Below are 13,970 nucleotides of genomic sequence, written 5' to 3'. Positions count from 1 at the left end.
TAACTTAATATGTAAGGTAAGTTAACATTAATTGAAAAGGAGGTTAACATATGAAGAAAATAGAAGCGATCATTCGACCAGGAAAGTTTCAAGCACTTCGTGATAAATTATCTGCGATCGGAATAGGGGGGTTAACTGTTACAGAAGCGGCAGGAACCGGGAAACAGAAAGGTCAGACTGGAGTTTTTCGCGGGACTACTTTCCAAGTACAATTATTATCAAAAGTTAAGGTGGAAATAGTGGCTGATGAACATCAAGTAAATGAAATTATTGATTTGATTATTGAAAGTTGCAGTACAGGGGACATTGGTGATGGCAAAATATTTATTTCACCAATTGAGCAAACAATCCGAATTCGAACAGGTGAACGTGGAGAAAATGCAGTTCTTTAATATTTAGGAGGTAAATACATGATTAAAAAAAGTATACTTTTATTTATTATTTTTCTTTCGATAGCTTCAACAGTTAATGCTGCACCGACATCGGAATCCCTGCAATTATCTGTTAATCTTGTTTGGGTAATGGTAGCCGCGTTTTTGGTTTTCTTTATGCATGCAGGATTTGCGATGGTTGAGACAGGATTCTCAAGAGCTAAAAATTCATTGAATATTCTAATGAAAAATTTTATAACAATCAGTGTTTCTGCAATTCTGTTTTATATTTTAGGGTATTCATTAATGTTTGGTACCTCATTGGGATCAATCATCGGATTTGATGGATTTCTTTTAAGTGGAGTAGAAGATATAAGTTTCTTTGTCTTCCAAGCAATGTTCGTTGCTACCTGTGCCACAATAATTTCTGGTGCAGTTGCTGAGCGAATGAAACTTAGCAGTTATGTATTGATTGTTGTCGCAATGACAGCGGTGATTTATCCAGTAGTTGGTCACTGGATTTGGCAAGGAGATGGATGGCTAACAGCTTTAGGGTTTAGTGATTTTGCCGGATCAACTGTTGTTCATTTAACAGGTGCTGTGGGGGCACTTACAGCTGTTCTATTCTTAGGGCCCCGACTAGGAAAATATAAGGGTAAGAAGGTTAATGTAATACCAGGGCATAACATTCCGATTGGAGCACTTGGGGTGTTTATTCTGTGGCTAGGCTGGTTTGGGTTTAATGGAGGCAGTACATTGGCTGCAGATCCTGAACTCGTCCCGATGGTAATTGGTACAACGCTTTTATCAACATCAGCAGCGTTAGTGTCATCGGCTCTTTATACGAAGCTTCGGTTTAAAAGAGTAGATGCTTCCTTATCACTTAATGGCGTATTGGCTGGACTAGTAGGGATTACAGCTGGCTGTGCTGAAATATCCCTTGGAGGTGCCATATTAGTTGGGTTAGTTTCAGGTATTGTTCTGGTCGAAGGAATTCGTTTACTTGATACTAAATTGAGAATTGACGATCCAGTTGGTGCAATTACTGTTCATGGAATTTGTGGTATTTGGGGGACACTTGCCGTAGGATTATTCTCAACTTCAAATGGTCTATTTTATGGTGGTGGCATCTCTCAATTAGTAATCCAACTGATTGGAGTATTAGCCGTAGTAGCATGGACGATGGGGACGATGGGGGCTTTCTTGTATATCATCACACGCTTCTCATCTGTTCGGGTTTCTGAAGAAGAGGAAATTGCTGGCCTTGATTTTGCGGAACACGGTTCAAATGCTTATGAATTAAAAGAAGTTATTTTAACAGACGAATCAGAACCTATCAGTGGTAAACTCGCCTTTGCTGATCGTTTAAATAATTTATCCAGTGCAGAAGAAAAAGGATGAGTATGTTATCAAGCTAGCTCTGTTTTAGTATCATAGAGTTCTATAGGAGCCATGGTAAATCCAAGGATTTACCATGGCTGTTTAGTAACAGATTAAAAAACAATTGTTATATTCCGTTTGACAACGTAATTCATGCATGATATATTATATTTTGTCGCATGGAGGTATACCCAAGTCTGGCTGAAGGGATTGGTCTTGAAAACCAACAGGCGGGTCAAACCGCGCGGGGGTTCGAATCCCTCTACCTCCTCCATTTATTTTAAAAAGCTAATAAATTTAGATATAATAACATGAACCGTTACTAGTGTAGCGGTTTTATTTATGTGGTAATGTTTTAAATATAGTACATATTATTAAATACAGTAATTCTTAATAATGAGATACGTGAAAATGAATTCATTTCATCCTTATGATAGAACGGGTTTTTAACTAAATAGGAGGTAAGAAGAAATGCTGAAGAAAGTTTCTTTTATGGGCGCTGGGTCAATGGCTGAATCAATTATTGCAGGTATTCTGAATAAAGACTTTCTAACGAAGGAACAAATATTTGTAACGAATAGAAATAACCAAGAACGTTTGGATAATCTCAAGGAAAGCTATCAAATACAGGTGATTAAAGATAAGCAAGAGGTAATCTCTGAAGCGGATATAGTTATGTTATCAATGAAGCCTCATGATATGGAAGCAGCTATTGAGTCAATTAAGAAACATATCCAGCCCAATCAATTAATTGTATCTGTTGTAGCTGGTGTTTCGTCGGATGATATTTCTGGTTTATTTGGTAAAGAAGTACCGGTTATTCGGGCTATGCCAAATACATCAGTAGCGATTGGGGCATCAGCAACTGCAGTTTCGAAAGGGAAACACGCAACCGAACAACATATCAATGCAGTTATTGAACTATTTAATACGATTGGTACTGTCACGGTTGTAAACGAAGCGGATATGCATACAGTAACAGGTATTTCCGGAAGCGGCCCTGCATATATTTACTATTTTGTAGAAGCAATGGAAAAGGCTGCAGTCGATGCTGGATTGGATAAAGAAGTTGCTAAGGACTTAATAACACAAACAGTTGTTGGTGCTGGAGAAATGCTTAAACATTCTGGACAGACAGCCGGAGAATTAAGGGAAAATATAACAAGCCCAGGGGGAACAACTCAATCAGGTCTTGAAGCATTAGCTTTTAATGACTTCCAGGAGGCTGTTATAGAATGTGTGAAAAGCGCACGTGAACGCTCAATTGAATTAGGGGAAAAGATATAATTGAAAGGAACTTGGCTTATGCGCCAAGTTCCTTTCTCTCTTCTGTTAATCCTTGTGTATGGAGTGTTGCAATCATTCCATAAAATGCATAGAAAAACTCATCAGGTGCAACTACCCGAATATGTCCAACTTCACTTGTATCAAACTCCATCGCCGCCTCTAGCAAACGATATGTTGAATAGGCATAAAAGCAGAAGTATTTATAATCAAATCTGGGCATCTTTTCATAAATAACTGCAATCTCGTCCCTGTAAATGTCGAAGTTGTTTACAGCTTCATCGACAAACGTTTGCAGATCGGATAAATCAGCCTCAACAACCAAGTCTTTTTCATTTTCCATACGGATGTTAGCCATTTCGTTCATCCTTTCTATTTAGTACTCTCCCATCTTCTACTATATATAAATTCCCATATAATATCGGTGATTCATATCACTATTTAACAAAAAATAATCTAATTAAACGAAACCAAAGAAAAAGGCGCCCCATTTCTGGAACACCTAAATTTAAATTATTATTTTATAAGTTCTCTTGTTTTCCATTTCCGTGATTGTTGAATAAAGTGGCCAATCTTCTCCAAAATTGGTTCAATCGATCCTTCTTGTTTGATTAAGTCGTAATCTGAAATGTTTATCCGTAGAATTGGACATGAGTTAAAGTTATTAATCCAGTTTTCGTAGCGATTATACATTTCTTCCCAATAGGAAATCGGTGTATTTTTCTCCATTTCTCGTCCGCGCGATTGAATTCGTTCGACGACTTCATCAAAAGTTCCTTCCAAATAAATTAAAAGATCCGGATGTGGGAAATATGGTGTCATGACCATTGCTTCAAAAAGATTTGTATAGGTTTCATAATCAGTCTTTGACATCGTTCCATTATCGTAATGCATTTTCGCAAAGATACCAGTATCTTCATAAATAGAACGATCTTGGATAAAGCCTCCGCCATATTCAAATATTTTCTTTTGTTCCTTAAAACGTTCGGCTAAAAAGTATATTTGCAGGTGGAAACTCCAGCGTTCAAAATCATCATAAAACTTTCCTAAGTATGGGTTTGTTTCAACTTTTTCAAGGGAAGTTTTAAATTTCAAGGCATTCGCTAACGCCTTGGTCATTGTGGATTTTCCCACTCCAACTGTACCGGCAATTGTAATGATGCTATCATGCGGTATTTGGTATTTATCGCGTAAATTCATTTCTTTGATCCCCTTTATCGTTTGGAAGTAACTTTATGGTTATCAATCTGGTTTTCCACCTGTCTGATAATCATATTTAAATCATCCTGTTGCTTAACAAAATCAGTCTCATCACCATTTATCCGAATGACGGGAATATCCGGATGAAGCACTTCGAATTCGTTCATATAGTCCTCATAGTCCTGTGCTAGCTGTGCAAGGTATGAAGGTTTAATATTCTGCTCAATATCTCTCCCACGCAAGCGAATTCGTTTTAAAATCGTGTCAAGACTAGCGTGTAAATAGATCATCATATTCGGAACAGGCATATCCTTTGTTAGAATGTGATAAATCTGTTCATATTTTTCAAATTTATCTGGCTGCAAAGTTCGTTTGGCAAAAATCATGTTTTTGGATATATGATAATCGGCAATAACTGCCTTATTTTGATTTAAGTATTTTTTTTCGATATCTTCCAATTGCTTGAAACGATTGCATAGAAAAAACATTTCCGTTTGAAAGCTCCACTCATCAATATCATCATAAAATTTACCGAGAAACGGATTTTCTTCAACGATTTCTTTTAATAAATGAAAATCAAAATGGACAGAAAGTTTTTTTGCAAGTGATGTCTTTCCAATTCCAATTGGCCCCTCTATTGCAATGAACGGAACCTCTGCCATAACTTTCCCTCCAATCAACATAACAATATTCGACATATATTTCTTATTTTAGCATAATAAAAAGATCAGTTCCATGTGTGAAAAGTATTCATGCTTTTCAATCTGTTCTCTGTATTGTATTATAGTTATTGTTGGTTTTTTAATTAGGCTTTTATAGCAAATTTTGATGAATAAAAATAAAGATTTTTAAATCATTTAAACAGCTACGAGGTCAGTGAGCCACATTAAATACTACGAAACGGTTACCCTTAATTCTGTGTCATAGTTCATATCTTTAGTGACAGAAATAAAAAACTTATTATTTGCCCCCGTAGCTCAGGGGATAGAGCATTGGTTTCCTAAACCATGTGTCGCAGGTTCGAATCCTGCCGGGGGCATCAGAATACTATCATGACGGTGTTTGTCAAGGTGATTCATTACGATAAGCCTTACGCCAAGCACACGGTTTAACTGAATATTTACGAGCAGCCTAAAGGCCTCTTTTCCGTTCTTATATGACGGGAAGGGGGCTTTTTTACGTGGGTAAGGAATCGACGAACCGAAAAGGCAAGCCGATTGTTAAACGTCGCACGTCTTCGCAGGTGTTTACCGATAATAGCGTCAATTTATCGCTAGAGGACGCCTTAGAGTACGTTTACGCCTTCAAACAATCGGAAGGTATGCGACAAAGAACTTTGGACGGGTATCGCCTCTTATTTGGCTATTTTACAACATGGCTAGGCGAACACTACCCCGAAGTTAAGCACGTAAACGAAATTTCAAGCGGGCATATTCGCCAGCACGTTATTTATTTGTCGGAGGAACAACTCAACCAACGGACGCAGGAATACGGTCTATCACCTTATACGGTAAACATTCGGATAAGGTTACTCAAAGCGTTCTTTACGACGTTGCACAAAGAGGAAGTAATCGACAAGAATCCAACGGCGACTATAAAACTAATGAAGGTGGACGAGGATAACTTCGAGCCATTGACCGAGGACGAAATCGACAAACTACTAAAAGCGCCGAACGTGAAGGAATACGCTTAGTTTCGTGACCTAGTAAGTATGTTTTTAGTGTTAGATACGGGCATTAGGTGTAACGAAATGTTTGAACTTGAGATAAAAGACATTGATTTTAAAAGTCGATCCGTAATATTACCAGGCCCAAAAACGAAAAACCGCAAGCCTAGGATACTACCTTTATCGAATCAAGTTTTGAGGTTGTTAATGGAGTTAATCACAGAGGTTAAAGCCAACTTCGATACAAGCTACGTATTCGTTAGTAATTTCGGTGAGAAGTATTTGCCGACAAGTTTCCGGCGTCGTGTAGTTATTTACAAGGAACGTGCAAACATTCAAAAACGAGTAAGTCCACACGGCCTACGTCATCAGTTTTGCCGTGACTATATCCTTAACGGCGGTGACATATTCACCTTGCAACGGATAGCAGGACATCAAGACATAACGACTACTCGGAAATATATCCAATTCACGACGGACGACATTAGAAAACAGCACGCCTTATACAGTCCTATCGTGAGACTACGTTCGAAGTATAAGAAAAACTAACGCAAGTTAAAACAAAAAAAAGAGCGCACCGGAACGGATTCCGATACACACTTCTACACTAATGAAATTGTATCGAAAAAAGAGTCGGATTGCAAGGCTTATTTAGGTATATACTTGCAACCGAACGTATATTCGTATATGTGCGCATTCTAGTCGGAGGCCAACGAAATGCAAACTTACGAAACATTAAGTATAGATAACGTACAACAGTATCAAACATTCGAAAATAAATACGAAATGAACGAGATAATATATCAGTATATAGACGTACTAAGAAACGACGAGCAGCCGACAAGTGTCATAGAGGTATTACGGTTTTTTGGGCGGTCTAGCCTGCGAGTTAAAGGCGTATCGTTCGCCAAGTATGAAACCATAGCGAATAGTATCGGTAAATCAAAAAGAACGGTTATAAGGGCTATAAATAAACTTGCTGGCTATGGCATGATTGAACGTATTGAAACCGTTAAAAAATGGCGTAAATCCGTCAATATAATAGTGATCCAAGCGCGATTGTCACCGCAAGGCGTCACCACAGCGGAAGGCGACCAGGCCACGCCGGATAAGGTCGAGGGCGTCGAAAAAGAAACCGAACCACTTGTATTTAATCAATTTAAAAATAATTACATATTAGAAACGGCTAAGGCAGTAAAAAATACCATACCTTCGCCTGTTTATGACGTACTTAGTCCGTTTTTTAACGCAAAGGACTTACGTAGGATCACCGGCGTTATATTCCGAGCAAAGGCACATCCACAAGTAAAACTACGAATAGAAGACCATGCTGAGGAGTTTTCAGACGTATTAACAGACTGTATAAGGCGTTTTAAGTTGGGCGAGGTGTCTAATTTGGACGGATATATATACACTTCAATTAGAAAAACGTGTCGTATGCTATACTTAAATTTAATAAATCCTTACTGAAATGGGGACTAGAAATGATAAAGGTCTTATATAAATTAGACATAGTTAACTTAAGATTTGATGAAGTTATTGAAATTGCTCCATCTGAAATATTAGTAAAGAAGATTGAAATGCTAAAAGAAGAAGACCAAGTTCACGTTTGGCTATGTTTTGATGAGGGCATTGATTTAGAAGTGATTAAAGATGTATCGGAGTCTGAATTGTATAACCTTACTAGAATGCTTTTTTATAAGTTGAATATAATTACATTAAGCCATTATAGGGTTAGAATTGAAACTAAGGAATTTAATGAAGTAACTTCCCGCTATCCGATTCAACAAATATTATATAAAGAACTATCCAGCGATGAAATTATAGAAATAAAAAATATCTTAGTAGATTCTCTGCCTATATTAAACAATAACTATATGGATTTATACTACTCAGCTATGAATATACATGAGCCAGTCGCAAGATATATGTTTTTGTATAGTATATTGCTTCAGGAGTATAGAGATTCCAAAAGACCTCAAGAGGAAATTGATAATTATATAAGAGATTTTCTCGGAGATGTGGAAGAAAGGAATAGTACAAAACATAACAACATGGAAACTATTTATACCTTTCTAAGAAATCAAATAGGGCATACACAGGAATATACTGATATAAAGAAACTTAGAGAAGAAGTAACTGAGCATACAAAAAATTTGTCTGACTTAGTAAAGAATAAAATATTTAATGAGATAAAATAGACTTCCTTAAGTGCTGTCAAAGTAAAGTTTAAAACGTGTAAACTAAAAATACTTAACAAAATAATTATCCAACGCTGAAAAATAATGACATAGGAAGAAACTCGGAGAATATCGAAAATAAATATAAATCGTCGGCAATTCGTACCTACACGTAATTACACGGTTTTTTAGTGAGTTAAAGCGTTAAAGTATTTGTATTGCCGGCTTTTCAGTTCACGCCCTCCGCACCGTCAAAAACATGAGGGTAGATTATTCGGTATGGTCTTAAGTGTTGGTTTTTTTGGTATAAATAACATATTTCTATCTGTTACGGATACCCGTACTAGGCAATGCGAACCTACTACCGCTACTACGTACTTGAACGTCTAAAAGTGTTAACTTTTAAAGGAGTGAAAAATTATGAGAAAAGAACAGTTAGTAAATAGATATATTAACCAAGTAGTTAAGGATTTAATTAATCTTTATAGCCTTAATGAATGGGAAGCTAAAAGGTTAGTTAAGCGTATCGATCTAATTAGCATGTTAAATGAATTTCCTGATGAGACTACTCATTACCCAACTGATTATTGGGCTGAAAAAATTTACAATGATATGACCCAGTTAGTTTGAAAGTTGCCTCGTAAAAAATAGAGGCGACTTTTTTTTATAAGTTAATTACGCTGCTTAACTGAATAAGTGAATTTAGTCTTGTCTTATTCGAAAAGGTCCGATATAATAACAGTAACTATATAAGGACGGATATATTCAAGTTAGACCGTATGATTCACCGTTAAGCTTTCGAGCAAGCAATCGGAAGGTATACGCCAAGCAAACGAGTGTTTTAGCGTTTCCTAAACCATGTGTCGCAGGTTCGAATCCTGCCGGGGGCATCAAACACTGTACTATCAACAGTTGCTAGGCTTTTTGTCTAACAATTGCCTTACTGGAGATACACAGTTTAAAACTTGAATATGTAGTAAACTGAAGTACACTTTCTTACGTTTTCAAAAAAATAACCCTCTACCTTAATTGGTGGAGGGTATTTTTATTCACTTTTTAATCCGATATTTTTGAAATCTCTTCTCGACAAATCCTATTTGTATTAAATTATTTATATTTTCTCTTACTTGTCCATCATTAGTCACATCTTTAATTTCTATTGTTTGGGGATAATTCTTATTAAGTTCAACCAGGATGCTGACTTCGATTAGGTTAAGATTATTTTCCTGTGCTACTTCTAATATGTTTTTCATATTATCAATTCCCCTCCTTGTTGGATTATGATTCCTACAGAAAATATTACCAAAAGTTGAGGTTAAATTAAAAGCCATAGCATTAAACTATGGCTTAATTATTTAGGGGTAACAACAACAACTTAAGTTGAGGTATGGTTGTTACAATTTTAAATTATTACATTTTACACATTATGCATCAATATTTTTTCAACGACTTTTGTGACGGAATTGTGACAGACAAAAGAATAGAATAGATTATTTTTAATGTATATCAATTAATATACTAATTTCAACCAGGTTAAGGTCTGCTGCAAGTTTAAACATATGCTTCAGGTGGTCTATCACTCTCAATTGAATTTTTTTCATTGAGAATTTATGATTATTCCTTCCCTTGCTAATATCTATGTATATTTTCAAATTAAAAACCCTTTCTTTCGAAGGTGAAATATGAAAATATTATTTAAATCCATTAATAAAAGATTCTAATGTTCATAGACTTTCATATATTCCGGTACCGAAACTTCGTCCATCATTTCTATAAACATTTCTACTAATCTTCCATCAAATTGGGTCCAAGAACACCGCCGTAGTTCTTCGAATGCCTCCTCATGGGTTAGGGTGCTATTTGCGGTGTTGCTCTATTTAATGACTTTAACCATAGAAGAAGCGAAATTGGCAATGAAGAGAGCGGATAATCCACAATTACCATTATTAAAAATGAGCTTATGGGCATTTTTGTTTGGTATCTTAACTGAATGGAAGGCCTTAAAGAACATAATTCTAAAAGGTAGTATCAAAATAAATTGGCTTGTAGTTCCTGCAATTATTTTGGCAATTATAAGTTTTATTCCTCGGATGTATTGGGTTAAGTGGTTTGGTATCAATATCCCGTTTTTTATAGAGATGTTTCTATTAGCAGAAACTCAAATTCTTCTTACAGCCTCTTCAGGTATTCTTTTAGCTCGGTCTTTTAACAGAAAACAAAATTAAAGTTATTGAAGTAACAAGGTGCAAGAGTTGAATAAGGAATCGCATCCTTGTTCAACTATAGGTGCAGGTTAGTGGAACAGAACAGGATATATACGAAACATTTTATAGTAAACCAACGTCATTATATAAAGGAGGAAGAAAAATGAAAAAAGTCAGCTTTATTATTTTGATTGTTTTTATTATGTTCATTGTTAGTGCCTGTGAAAATAATAGTGCAAGTCCTAAAATAACAGAAGAAGAAGCAGAGACAATCGTTATGGAACGCCATTCTGGAGGAATAGGAGAAGTTAAAATAAAATCAGTAAGTCATAGTTCAGGAGAGTATATCGTTGAATGGGAAATAGATGCAGATTGTGAGTTTGGCACTGATTATGTAGATGACCAAGGCGGTAAGATAGAAAAAGCCGAAGAGACCAATTGTTAGTATAATGAATATTATATGAGAAATGTTTTTTCAACTATATGGTGCTTTAGTAGAACAAGGAGTTGTCTTTTTGGCAGCTCTTATTGCTTATTAAACTAACGCAGCAGGTTAGTTGAACAAAAGATAATTTGATTAATAAAAATCAGAATAGTTTTAAAAAATTTAAGGTGGGGATTTTATGGCTTATGAAGAAAATTGTCCTTTTTGTAATCCAATGGAAGACAAGGACCAAAATATATTATCTGAAAATGAGACTTATTACTTGTTACAGCATAATAAGCAACAAGATGTGTTAGAGGGATGTGCAGTAATAGTTCCCAAAAAACACCACGCTAATGCATTTGAATTAACTAAACAGGAATGGAATGATACATATGAACTACTGCAAAATGCCAAAGATTATTTAGATAAGGAGTTTTCTCCTGATGGTTATACAATTGGGTGGAACGTTGGTGAAGTTTCCAATCAGTTTATTTTCCACAGTCATTTTCACGTAATTCCAAGATATAACGACGAGCCATTAGCTGGTAAAGGAGTGCGGTACTGGTTAAAACAACCCGAAAATAAAAGAGAAAAGCTTTCGTTAGAAAAATAGTCTTATTCAACAAATGGGTGCGTTTGTTTAATAAGGAATGCCTTATTGCACTAACGACGCAGAAGAGTTGAATAATCCTTAAATTTTATTCGACTTATTTATTTGCAATTAGAGGGGGACAACAATGGGGTTTATAATAACTTTCTTTAGTATTTGGTTGTGTAGCTTTTTAATTGCTAGGTTATTTAGTTTATTTGGTGGTAAATGGAGTCCCTTTGGTAAAACTTATTGGAAAAATGATTTAGTTATTTGTTTAGCCCAAGCTCTGATTATTACTCTTATATTCGTATTTTTCTTTTCTTTTAATACTAAATAATTAAAAGATTTCCATTGTGCTAACGGGTGCTTTTGTTAAAAAATAAATTACAGAGGAAGACTGAGTTGGAAAAAATTAAATGTACTAAATGCAACGAAGAAAATAATAGTTACTTAACAAAATGTAAATATTGTGGCAATAGATTTATACCTTTAGAAGCAAATAAAAAAGAATTAAAGTATTGTGAATGTGGTTGCCCAGTTCCAGTAACAAACGGAGTAGGATATTGTGTGAATTGTAAAGAGGAAGTATATGGTTCTGAACTTTTTTACTAATATAATAAGTTTATTTTATTTTCTTCACCACTCTGTAAAGTGTTGAAGAATGTTTCTCTTCTTCTTAAACAAACGGGTGCTTTCCTTTAATAAGGAATTGTTCTCCTTGTTCAACTAAAGCAGCAGGTTAGTGGAAGAAGGAAGATACTAAATAAAAGTTGAATATTCTCTTTAAAATAATATGGTAGGTGTTTTTAATGGAAAATCTAAGAGAACTAATTCATATAGGGAAACTAGGGGTATATGAATCCGATATAAAAGCAGCAGAAGATAAGTTAGATGCAGTTTTTCCAGAACAATATAAAGAACTTTTCAAGTTAGTTAATAATGCAGAAATTGGTGAGTGGATACTTTATCCTATCAAAGACCAAAGAAACCTTACAAAGACTTGGGATGATATCGTTAGACAAAACACTGAAGTCAGGGAAGAATATATGTCGAAAGACCTTATTGCAATCGGTGAGGATGGTTCGGGAGATAAATTATGTCTAAAAGTAAATGACGGAATAATGAGGAATGAAATTTATCTTTGGTATCACGAAGATGGAGAACTTGAAGAGTATGCTCCTAGTTTGAAAGAGTTTATAATTTCAATATCAGAAGAAGATAATGAATATGATTTTGAGGACGAATAAATCTTTATTCAACATACGGGTGCAAGATTTGAACAAGGTGTTTACTTTAAATAATGAAACAAACACCATATTGAAAATGAGGGATTTATGTGAATGAAGAGTTTGTTAAATCATTATACAAATCAATTGTGAAAGAAAATATGGAACTATCCAAAGATTTATTTGAAACAACGAATGTTAATAAGGTGACTGATGATTATTGGAGAGAAGCTTTAGAACTTTATAATTCCTTAGATAAAAAACATTAAGAGATTTTATTCAAAATTATTGAACAAACTATGATTGATACAATATCCAATATGCTTGGGGTAGTTGACGGAAGCTCTACACTAACAGACTGCACAGTAGAGCCTAAATTACTTCTTGATTCCAATGATACTGATGGAGAACTTCAAGGTAGTTTTCTAGAATTCATAGAAACGAATGGATACCCTTATTAAAGTAACGGGTGCTTTTCTTACATAATAATGGTTTGCACCGTCAATTAACTGGCAGGTTAATTTAAAACTACAAGAAGGGGGAAGTTACGTTGAGAGATTTATTAGGATATTTTCTTATTTCACAAGCTATAATTACAGGAGTTATTGTTTATTCTGTCCAGCACCTGTCGGAATCCATTAAGGCTTCAGCGTCGTATGTTGCAAATGTTTCTGCAAATAACGATGCTCAATTAAGTTGGGGCACAGGGTTTACACCTGTACTATATTGTCTATTGGTAGTTGTTGGATTAGGCATCTTCTTGATTGTTAAGAAAAATAATGATTAAAGCTATTTGACTAAAGGGTGCTTTACTTCAAAAAGGAAAGGGCATTTCTTGTTCAACTAACGCAGCAGTTTAGTTGAACAAGACATAGGAGGGAAATGATGAAGAAATGTGCAGTTTTAATTGGTATCATAATATTCCTTGGTATGATGATAGGTTGTTCGGAAAACAATGAAGCGTTTAATGATGAAAATATTATTTTTGAAGTTGAATCTAATACAATTGAACTAACAAATCAATCTGGATTTGACTTAGACAACCTTTCATTGAAAATAAGCTATCTCTTGGATGAGGAAAAATCAAATAATAGTAATGCTAAAAGAGAAGTTGTTAAATTTATAGAAGAAACTAAGATTAAATCGAATGAGACTAAAGAAATTTCAATTCCACATAATCTTAAAGAGGGTATTGAAGTTGTTGACTTGGAGATTGACTTTAAGGGCAATGTTATTGAGGGGAATGAGAAGGTACCTTTCAATATAGTTGGTTCATTAAGTGCCCTTGTTTCAAACCCTTAACCTAATTGAAGTAACGGGTGCAAGAGTTGAATAAGGAATCGCATCCTTGTTCAACTATAGTAGCAGAATACTTGAACAATAAAGAGGGGAGGATTGATTATGTTTAGTCAAGAAAGAATTAGAGATTATGGAGTGAAA

Annotated in this window: 21 protein-coding genes, 2 tRNA genes and 1 pseudogene; 20 read left to right on the top strand and 4 right to left on the bottom strand. The window is 35.1% G+C overall.

The annotated features are described in order from the left end of the window. Positions 1–50 precede the first annotated feature (50 nt). The 4 genes from ACTWQM_RS12115 to proC all read left to right on the top strand — a co-directional run bounded on the left by ACTWQM_RS12115 (position 51) and on the right by proC (position 3,038). Positions 51–392 (top strand): P-II family nitrogen regulator, encoded by a 342-nt coding sequence (locus ACTWQM_RS12115; protein WP_443258417.1) that lies wholly within the window; start codon positions 51–53, stop codon positions 390–392. An 18-nt stretch (positions 393–410) separates the two neighbouring features. Continuing rightward, positions 411–1,772 (top strand): ammonium transporter, encoded by a 1,362-nt coding sequence (locus ACTWQM_RS12110; RefSeq protein WP_443258416.1) that lies wholly within the window; start codon positions 411–413, stop codon positions 1,770–1,772. 160 nt (positions 1,773–1,932) lie between these two features. Continuing rightward, positions 1,933–2,025: transfer RNA gene (locus tag ACTWQM_RS12105), tRNA-Ser, on the top strand. A 197-nt stretch (positions 2,026–2,222) separates the two neighbouring features. Further along, positions 2,223–3,038 carry a pyrroline-5-carboxylate reductase gene (proC, locus tag ACTWQM_RS12100; RefSeq protein ID WP_443258415.1) on the top strand — a complete coding sequence of 272 codons (816 nt, stop codon included), beginning with the start codon at positions 2,223–2,225 and terminating at the stop codon, positions 3,036–3,038. Between the two features lie 16 nt (positions 3,039–3,054). On the opposite strand, the gene ACTWQM_RS12095 is transcribed toward proC, so the two are convergent. The 3 genes from ACTWQM_RS12095 to ACTWQM_RS12085 all read right to left on the bottom strand — a co-directional run bounded on the left by ACTWQM_RS12095 (position 3,055) and on the right by ACTWQM_RS12085 (position 4,897). After that, positions 3,055–3,393: a hypothetical protein gene (locus tag ACTWQM_RS12095; RefSeq protein ID WP_443258414.1), complete on the bottom strand. Its 339-nt coding sequence runs from the start codon at positions 3,391–3,393 to the stop codon at positions 3,055–3,057. Positions 3,394–3,551: 158 nt separating this feature from the next. Then, positions 3,552–4,235 (bottom strand): deoxynucleoside kinase, encoded by a 684-nt coding sequence (locus ACTWQM_RS12090; protein ID WP_209480977.1) that lies wholly within the window; start codon positions 4,233–4,235, stop codon positions 3,552–3,554. A gap of 14 nt (positions 4,236–4,249) precedes the next feature. Then, a complete protein-coding gene (locus ACTWQM_RS12085; protein WP_443258658.1) occupies positions 4,250–4,897 on the bottom strand; it encodes a deoxynucleoside kinase in 648 nt (215 codons plus the stop codon). A 304-nt stretch (positions 4,898–5,201) separates the two neighbouring features. On the opposite strand from ACTWQM_RS12085, the gene ACTWQM_RS12080 reads away from it, so the two are divergent. The 6 genes and pseudogenes from ACTWQM_RS12080 (at position 5,202) to ACTWQM_RS12055 (ending at position 8,711) form a co-directional block, all read left to right on the top strand. Then, a tRNA-Arg gene (locus ACTWQM_RS12080) sits at positions 5,202–5,274 on the top strand. Between the two features lie 141 nt (positions 5,275–5,415). Then, positions 5,416–5,928, top strand: coding sequence for a tyrosine-type recombinase/integrase (locus ACTWQM_RS12075; RefSeq protein WP_443258413.1), 513 nt, complete (start codon positions 5,416–5,418; stop codon positions 5,926–5,928). A gap of 15 nt (positions 5,929–5,943) precedes the next feature. After that, positions 5,944–6,450 (top strand): annotated as a pseudogene (locus tag ACTWQM_RS12070) (tyrosine-type recombinase/integrase); the annotation flags it as partial. 168 nt (positions 6,451–6,618) lie between these two features. Continuing rightward, positions 6,619–7,371, top strand: coding sequence for a helix-turn-helix domain-containing protein (locus tag ACTWQM_RS12065; protein ID WP_443258412.1), 753 nt, complete (start codon positions 6,619–6,621; stop codon positions 7,369–7,371). Between the two features lie 14 nt (positions 7,372–7,385). Beyond that, positions 7,386–8,102 carry a hypothetical protein gene (locus tag ACTWQM_RS12060; RefSeq protein ID WP_443258411.1) on the top strand — a complete coding sequence of 239 codons (717 nt, stop codon included), beginning with the start codon at positions 7,386–7,388 and terminating at the stop codon, positions 8,100–8,102. Positions 8,103–8,501: 399 nt separating this feature from the next. Next, positions 8,502–8,711: a hypothetical protein gene (locus tag ACTWQM_RS12055; RefSeq protein WP_443258410.1), complete on the top strand. Its 210-nt coding sequence runs from the start codon at positions 8,502–8,504 to the stop codon at positions 8,709–8,711. A gap of 419 nt (positions 8,712–9,130) precedes the next feature. Here the strand turns inward: ACTWQM_RS12055 and ACTWQM_RS12050 are convergent, their stop codons facing one another. Further along, positions 9,131–9,334 carry a hypothetical protein gene (locus ACTWQM_RS12050; RefSeq protein ID WP_443258409.1) on the bottom strand — a complete coding sequence of 68 codons (204 nt, stop codon included), beginning with the start codon at positions 9,332–9,334 and terminating at the stop codon, positions 9,131–9,133. 627 nt (positions 9,335–9,961) lie between these two features. Here ACTWQM_RS12050 and ACTWQM_RS12045 point away from each other — a divergent pair. From ACTWQM_RS12045 to ACTWQM_RS12000, 10 genes are all read left to right on the top strand, one after another. Beyond that, positions 9,962–10,306, top strand: coding sequence for a hypothetical protein (locus tag ACTWQM_RS12045; RefSeq protein WP_443258408.1), 345 nt, complete (start codon positions 9,962–9,964; stop codon positions 10,304–10,306). Positions 10,307–10,448: 142 nt separating this feature from the next. Beyond that, positions 10,449–10,730: a hypothetical protein gene (locus ACTWQM_RS12040; RefSeq protein WP_443258407.1), complete on the top strand. Its 282-nt coding sequence runs from the start codon at positions 10,449–10,451 to the stop codon at positions 10,728–10,730. 178 nt (positions 10,731–10,908) lie between these two features. Further along, positions 10,909–11,325, top strand: a complete 417-nt coding sequence (locus ACTWQM_RS12035; protein WP_443258406.1) for an HIT family protein — start codon at positions 10,909–10,911, stop codon at positions 11,323–11,325. A gap of 124 nt (positions 11,326–11,449) precedes the next feature. Beyond that, positions 11,450–11,641, top strand: a complete 192-nt coding sequence (locus ACTWQM_RS12030) for a hypothetical protein (RefSeq protein ID WP_443258405.1) — start codon at positions 11,450–11,452, stop codon at positions 11,639–11,641. A 65-nt stretch (positions 11,642–11,706) separates the two neighbouring features. Then, positions 11,707–11,916: a hypothetical protein gene (locus ACTWQM_RS12025; protein WP_092491097.1), complete on the top strand. Its 210-nt coding sequence runs from the start codon at positions 11,707–11,709 to the stop codon at positions 11,914–11,916. 197 nt (positions 11,917–12,113) lie between these two features. Next, positions 12,114–12,551, top strand: a complete 438-nt coding sequence (locus ACTWQM_RS12020) for an SMI1/KNR4 family protein (RefSeq protein ID WP_443258404.1) — start codon at positions 12,114–12,116, stop codon at positions 12,549–12,551. A gap of 89 nt (positions 12,552–12,640) precedes the next feature. Next, positions 12,641–12,799, top strand: a complete 159-nt coding sequence (locus ACTWQM_RS12015; protein WP_443258403.1) for a hypothetical protein — start codon at positions 12,641–12,643, stop codon at positions 12,797–12,799. Positions 12,800–12,829: 30 nt separating this feature from the next. After that, positions 12,830–12,991, top strand: coding sequence for a hypothetical protein (locus ACTWQM_RS12010; RefSeq protein WP_443258402.1), 162 nt, complete (start codon positions 12,830–12,832; stop codon positions 12,989–12,991). An 89-nt stretch (positions 12,992–13,080) separates the two neighbouring features. Next, a complete protein-coding gene (locus tag ACTWQM_RS12005; protein WP_443258401.1) occupies positions 13,081–13,317 on the top strand; it encodes a hypothetical protein in 237 nt (78 codons plus the stop codon). 98 nt (positions 13,318–13,415) lie between these two features. Next, complete coding sequence (locus tag ACTWQM_RS12000) at positions 13,416–13,832, top strand: hypothetical protein (protein ID WP_443258400.1); 417 nt, start codon at positions 13,416–13,418, stop codon at positions 13,830–13,832. Positions 13,833–13,970 lie beyond the last annotated feature (138 nt).

Source organism: Virgibacillus sp. L01, assembly GCF_052246775.1.
GTDB lineage: Bacteria > Bacillota > Bacilli > Bacillales > Amphibacillaceae > Lentibacillus.
The sequence above is the reverse complement of the archived record's forward strand: the minus strand, read 5'-3'. Positions and strand labels throughout refer to the sequence as shown.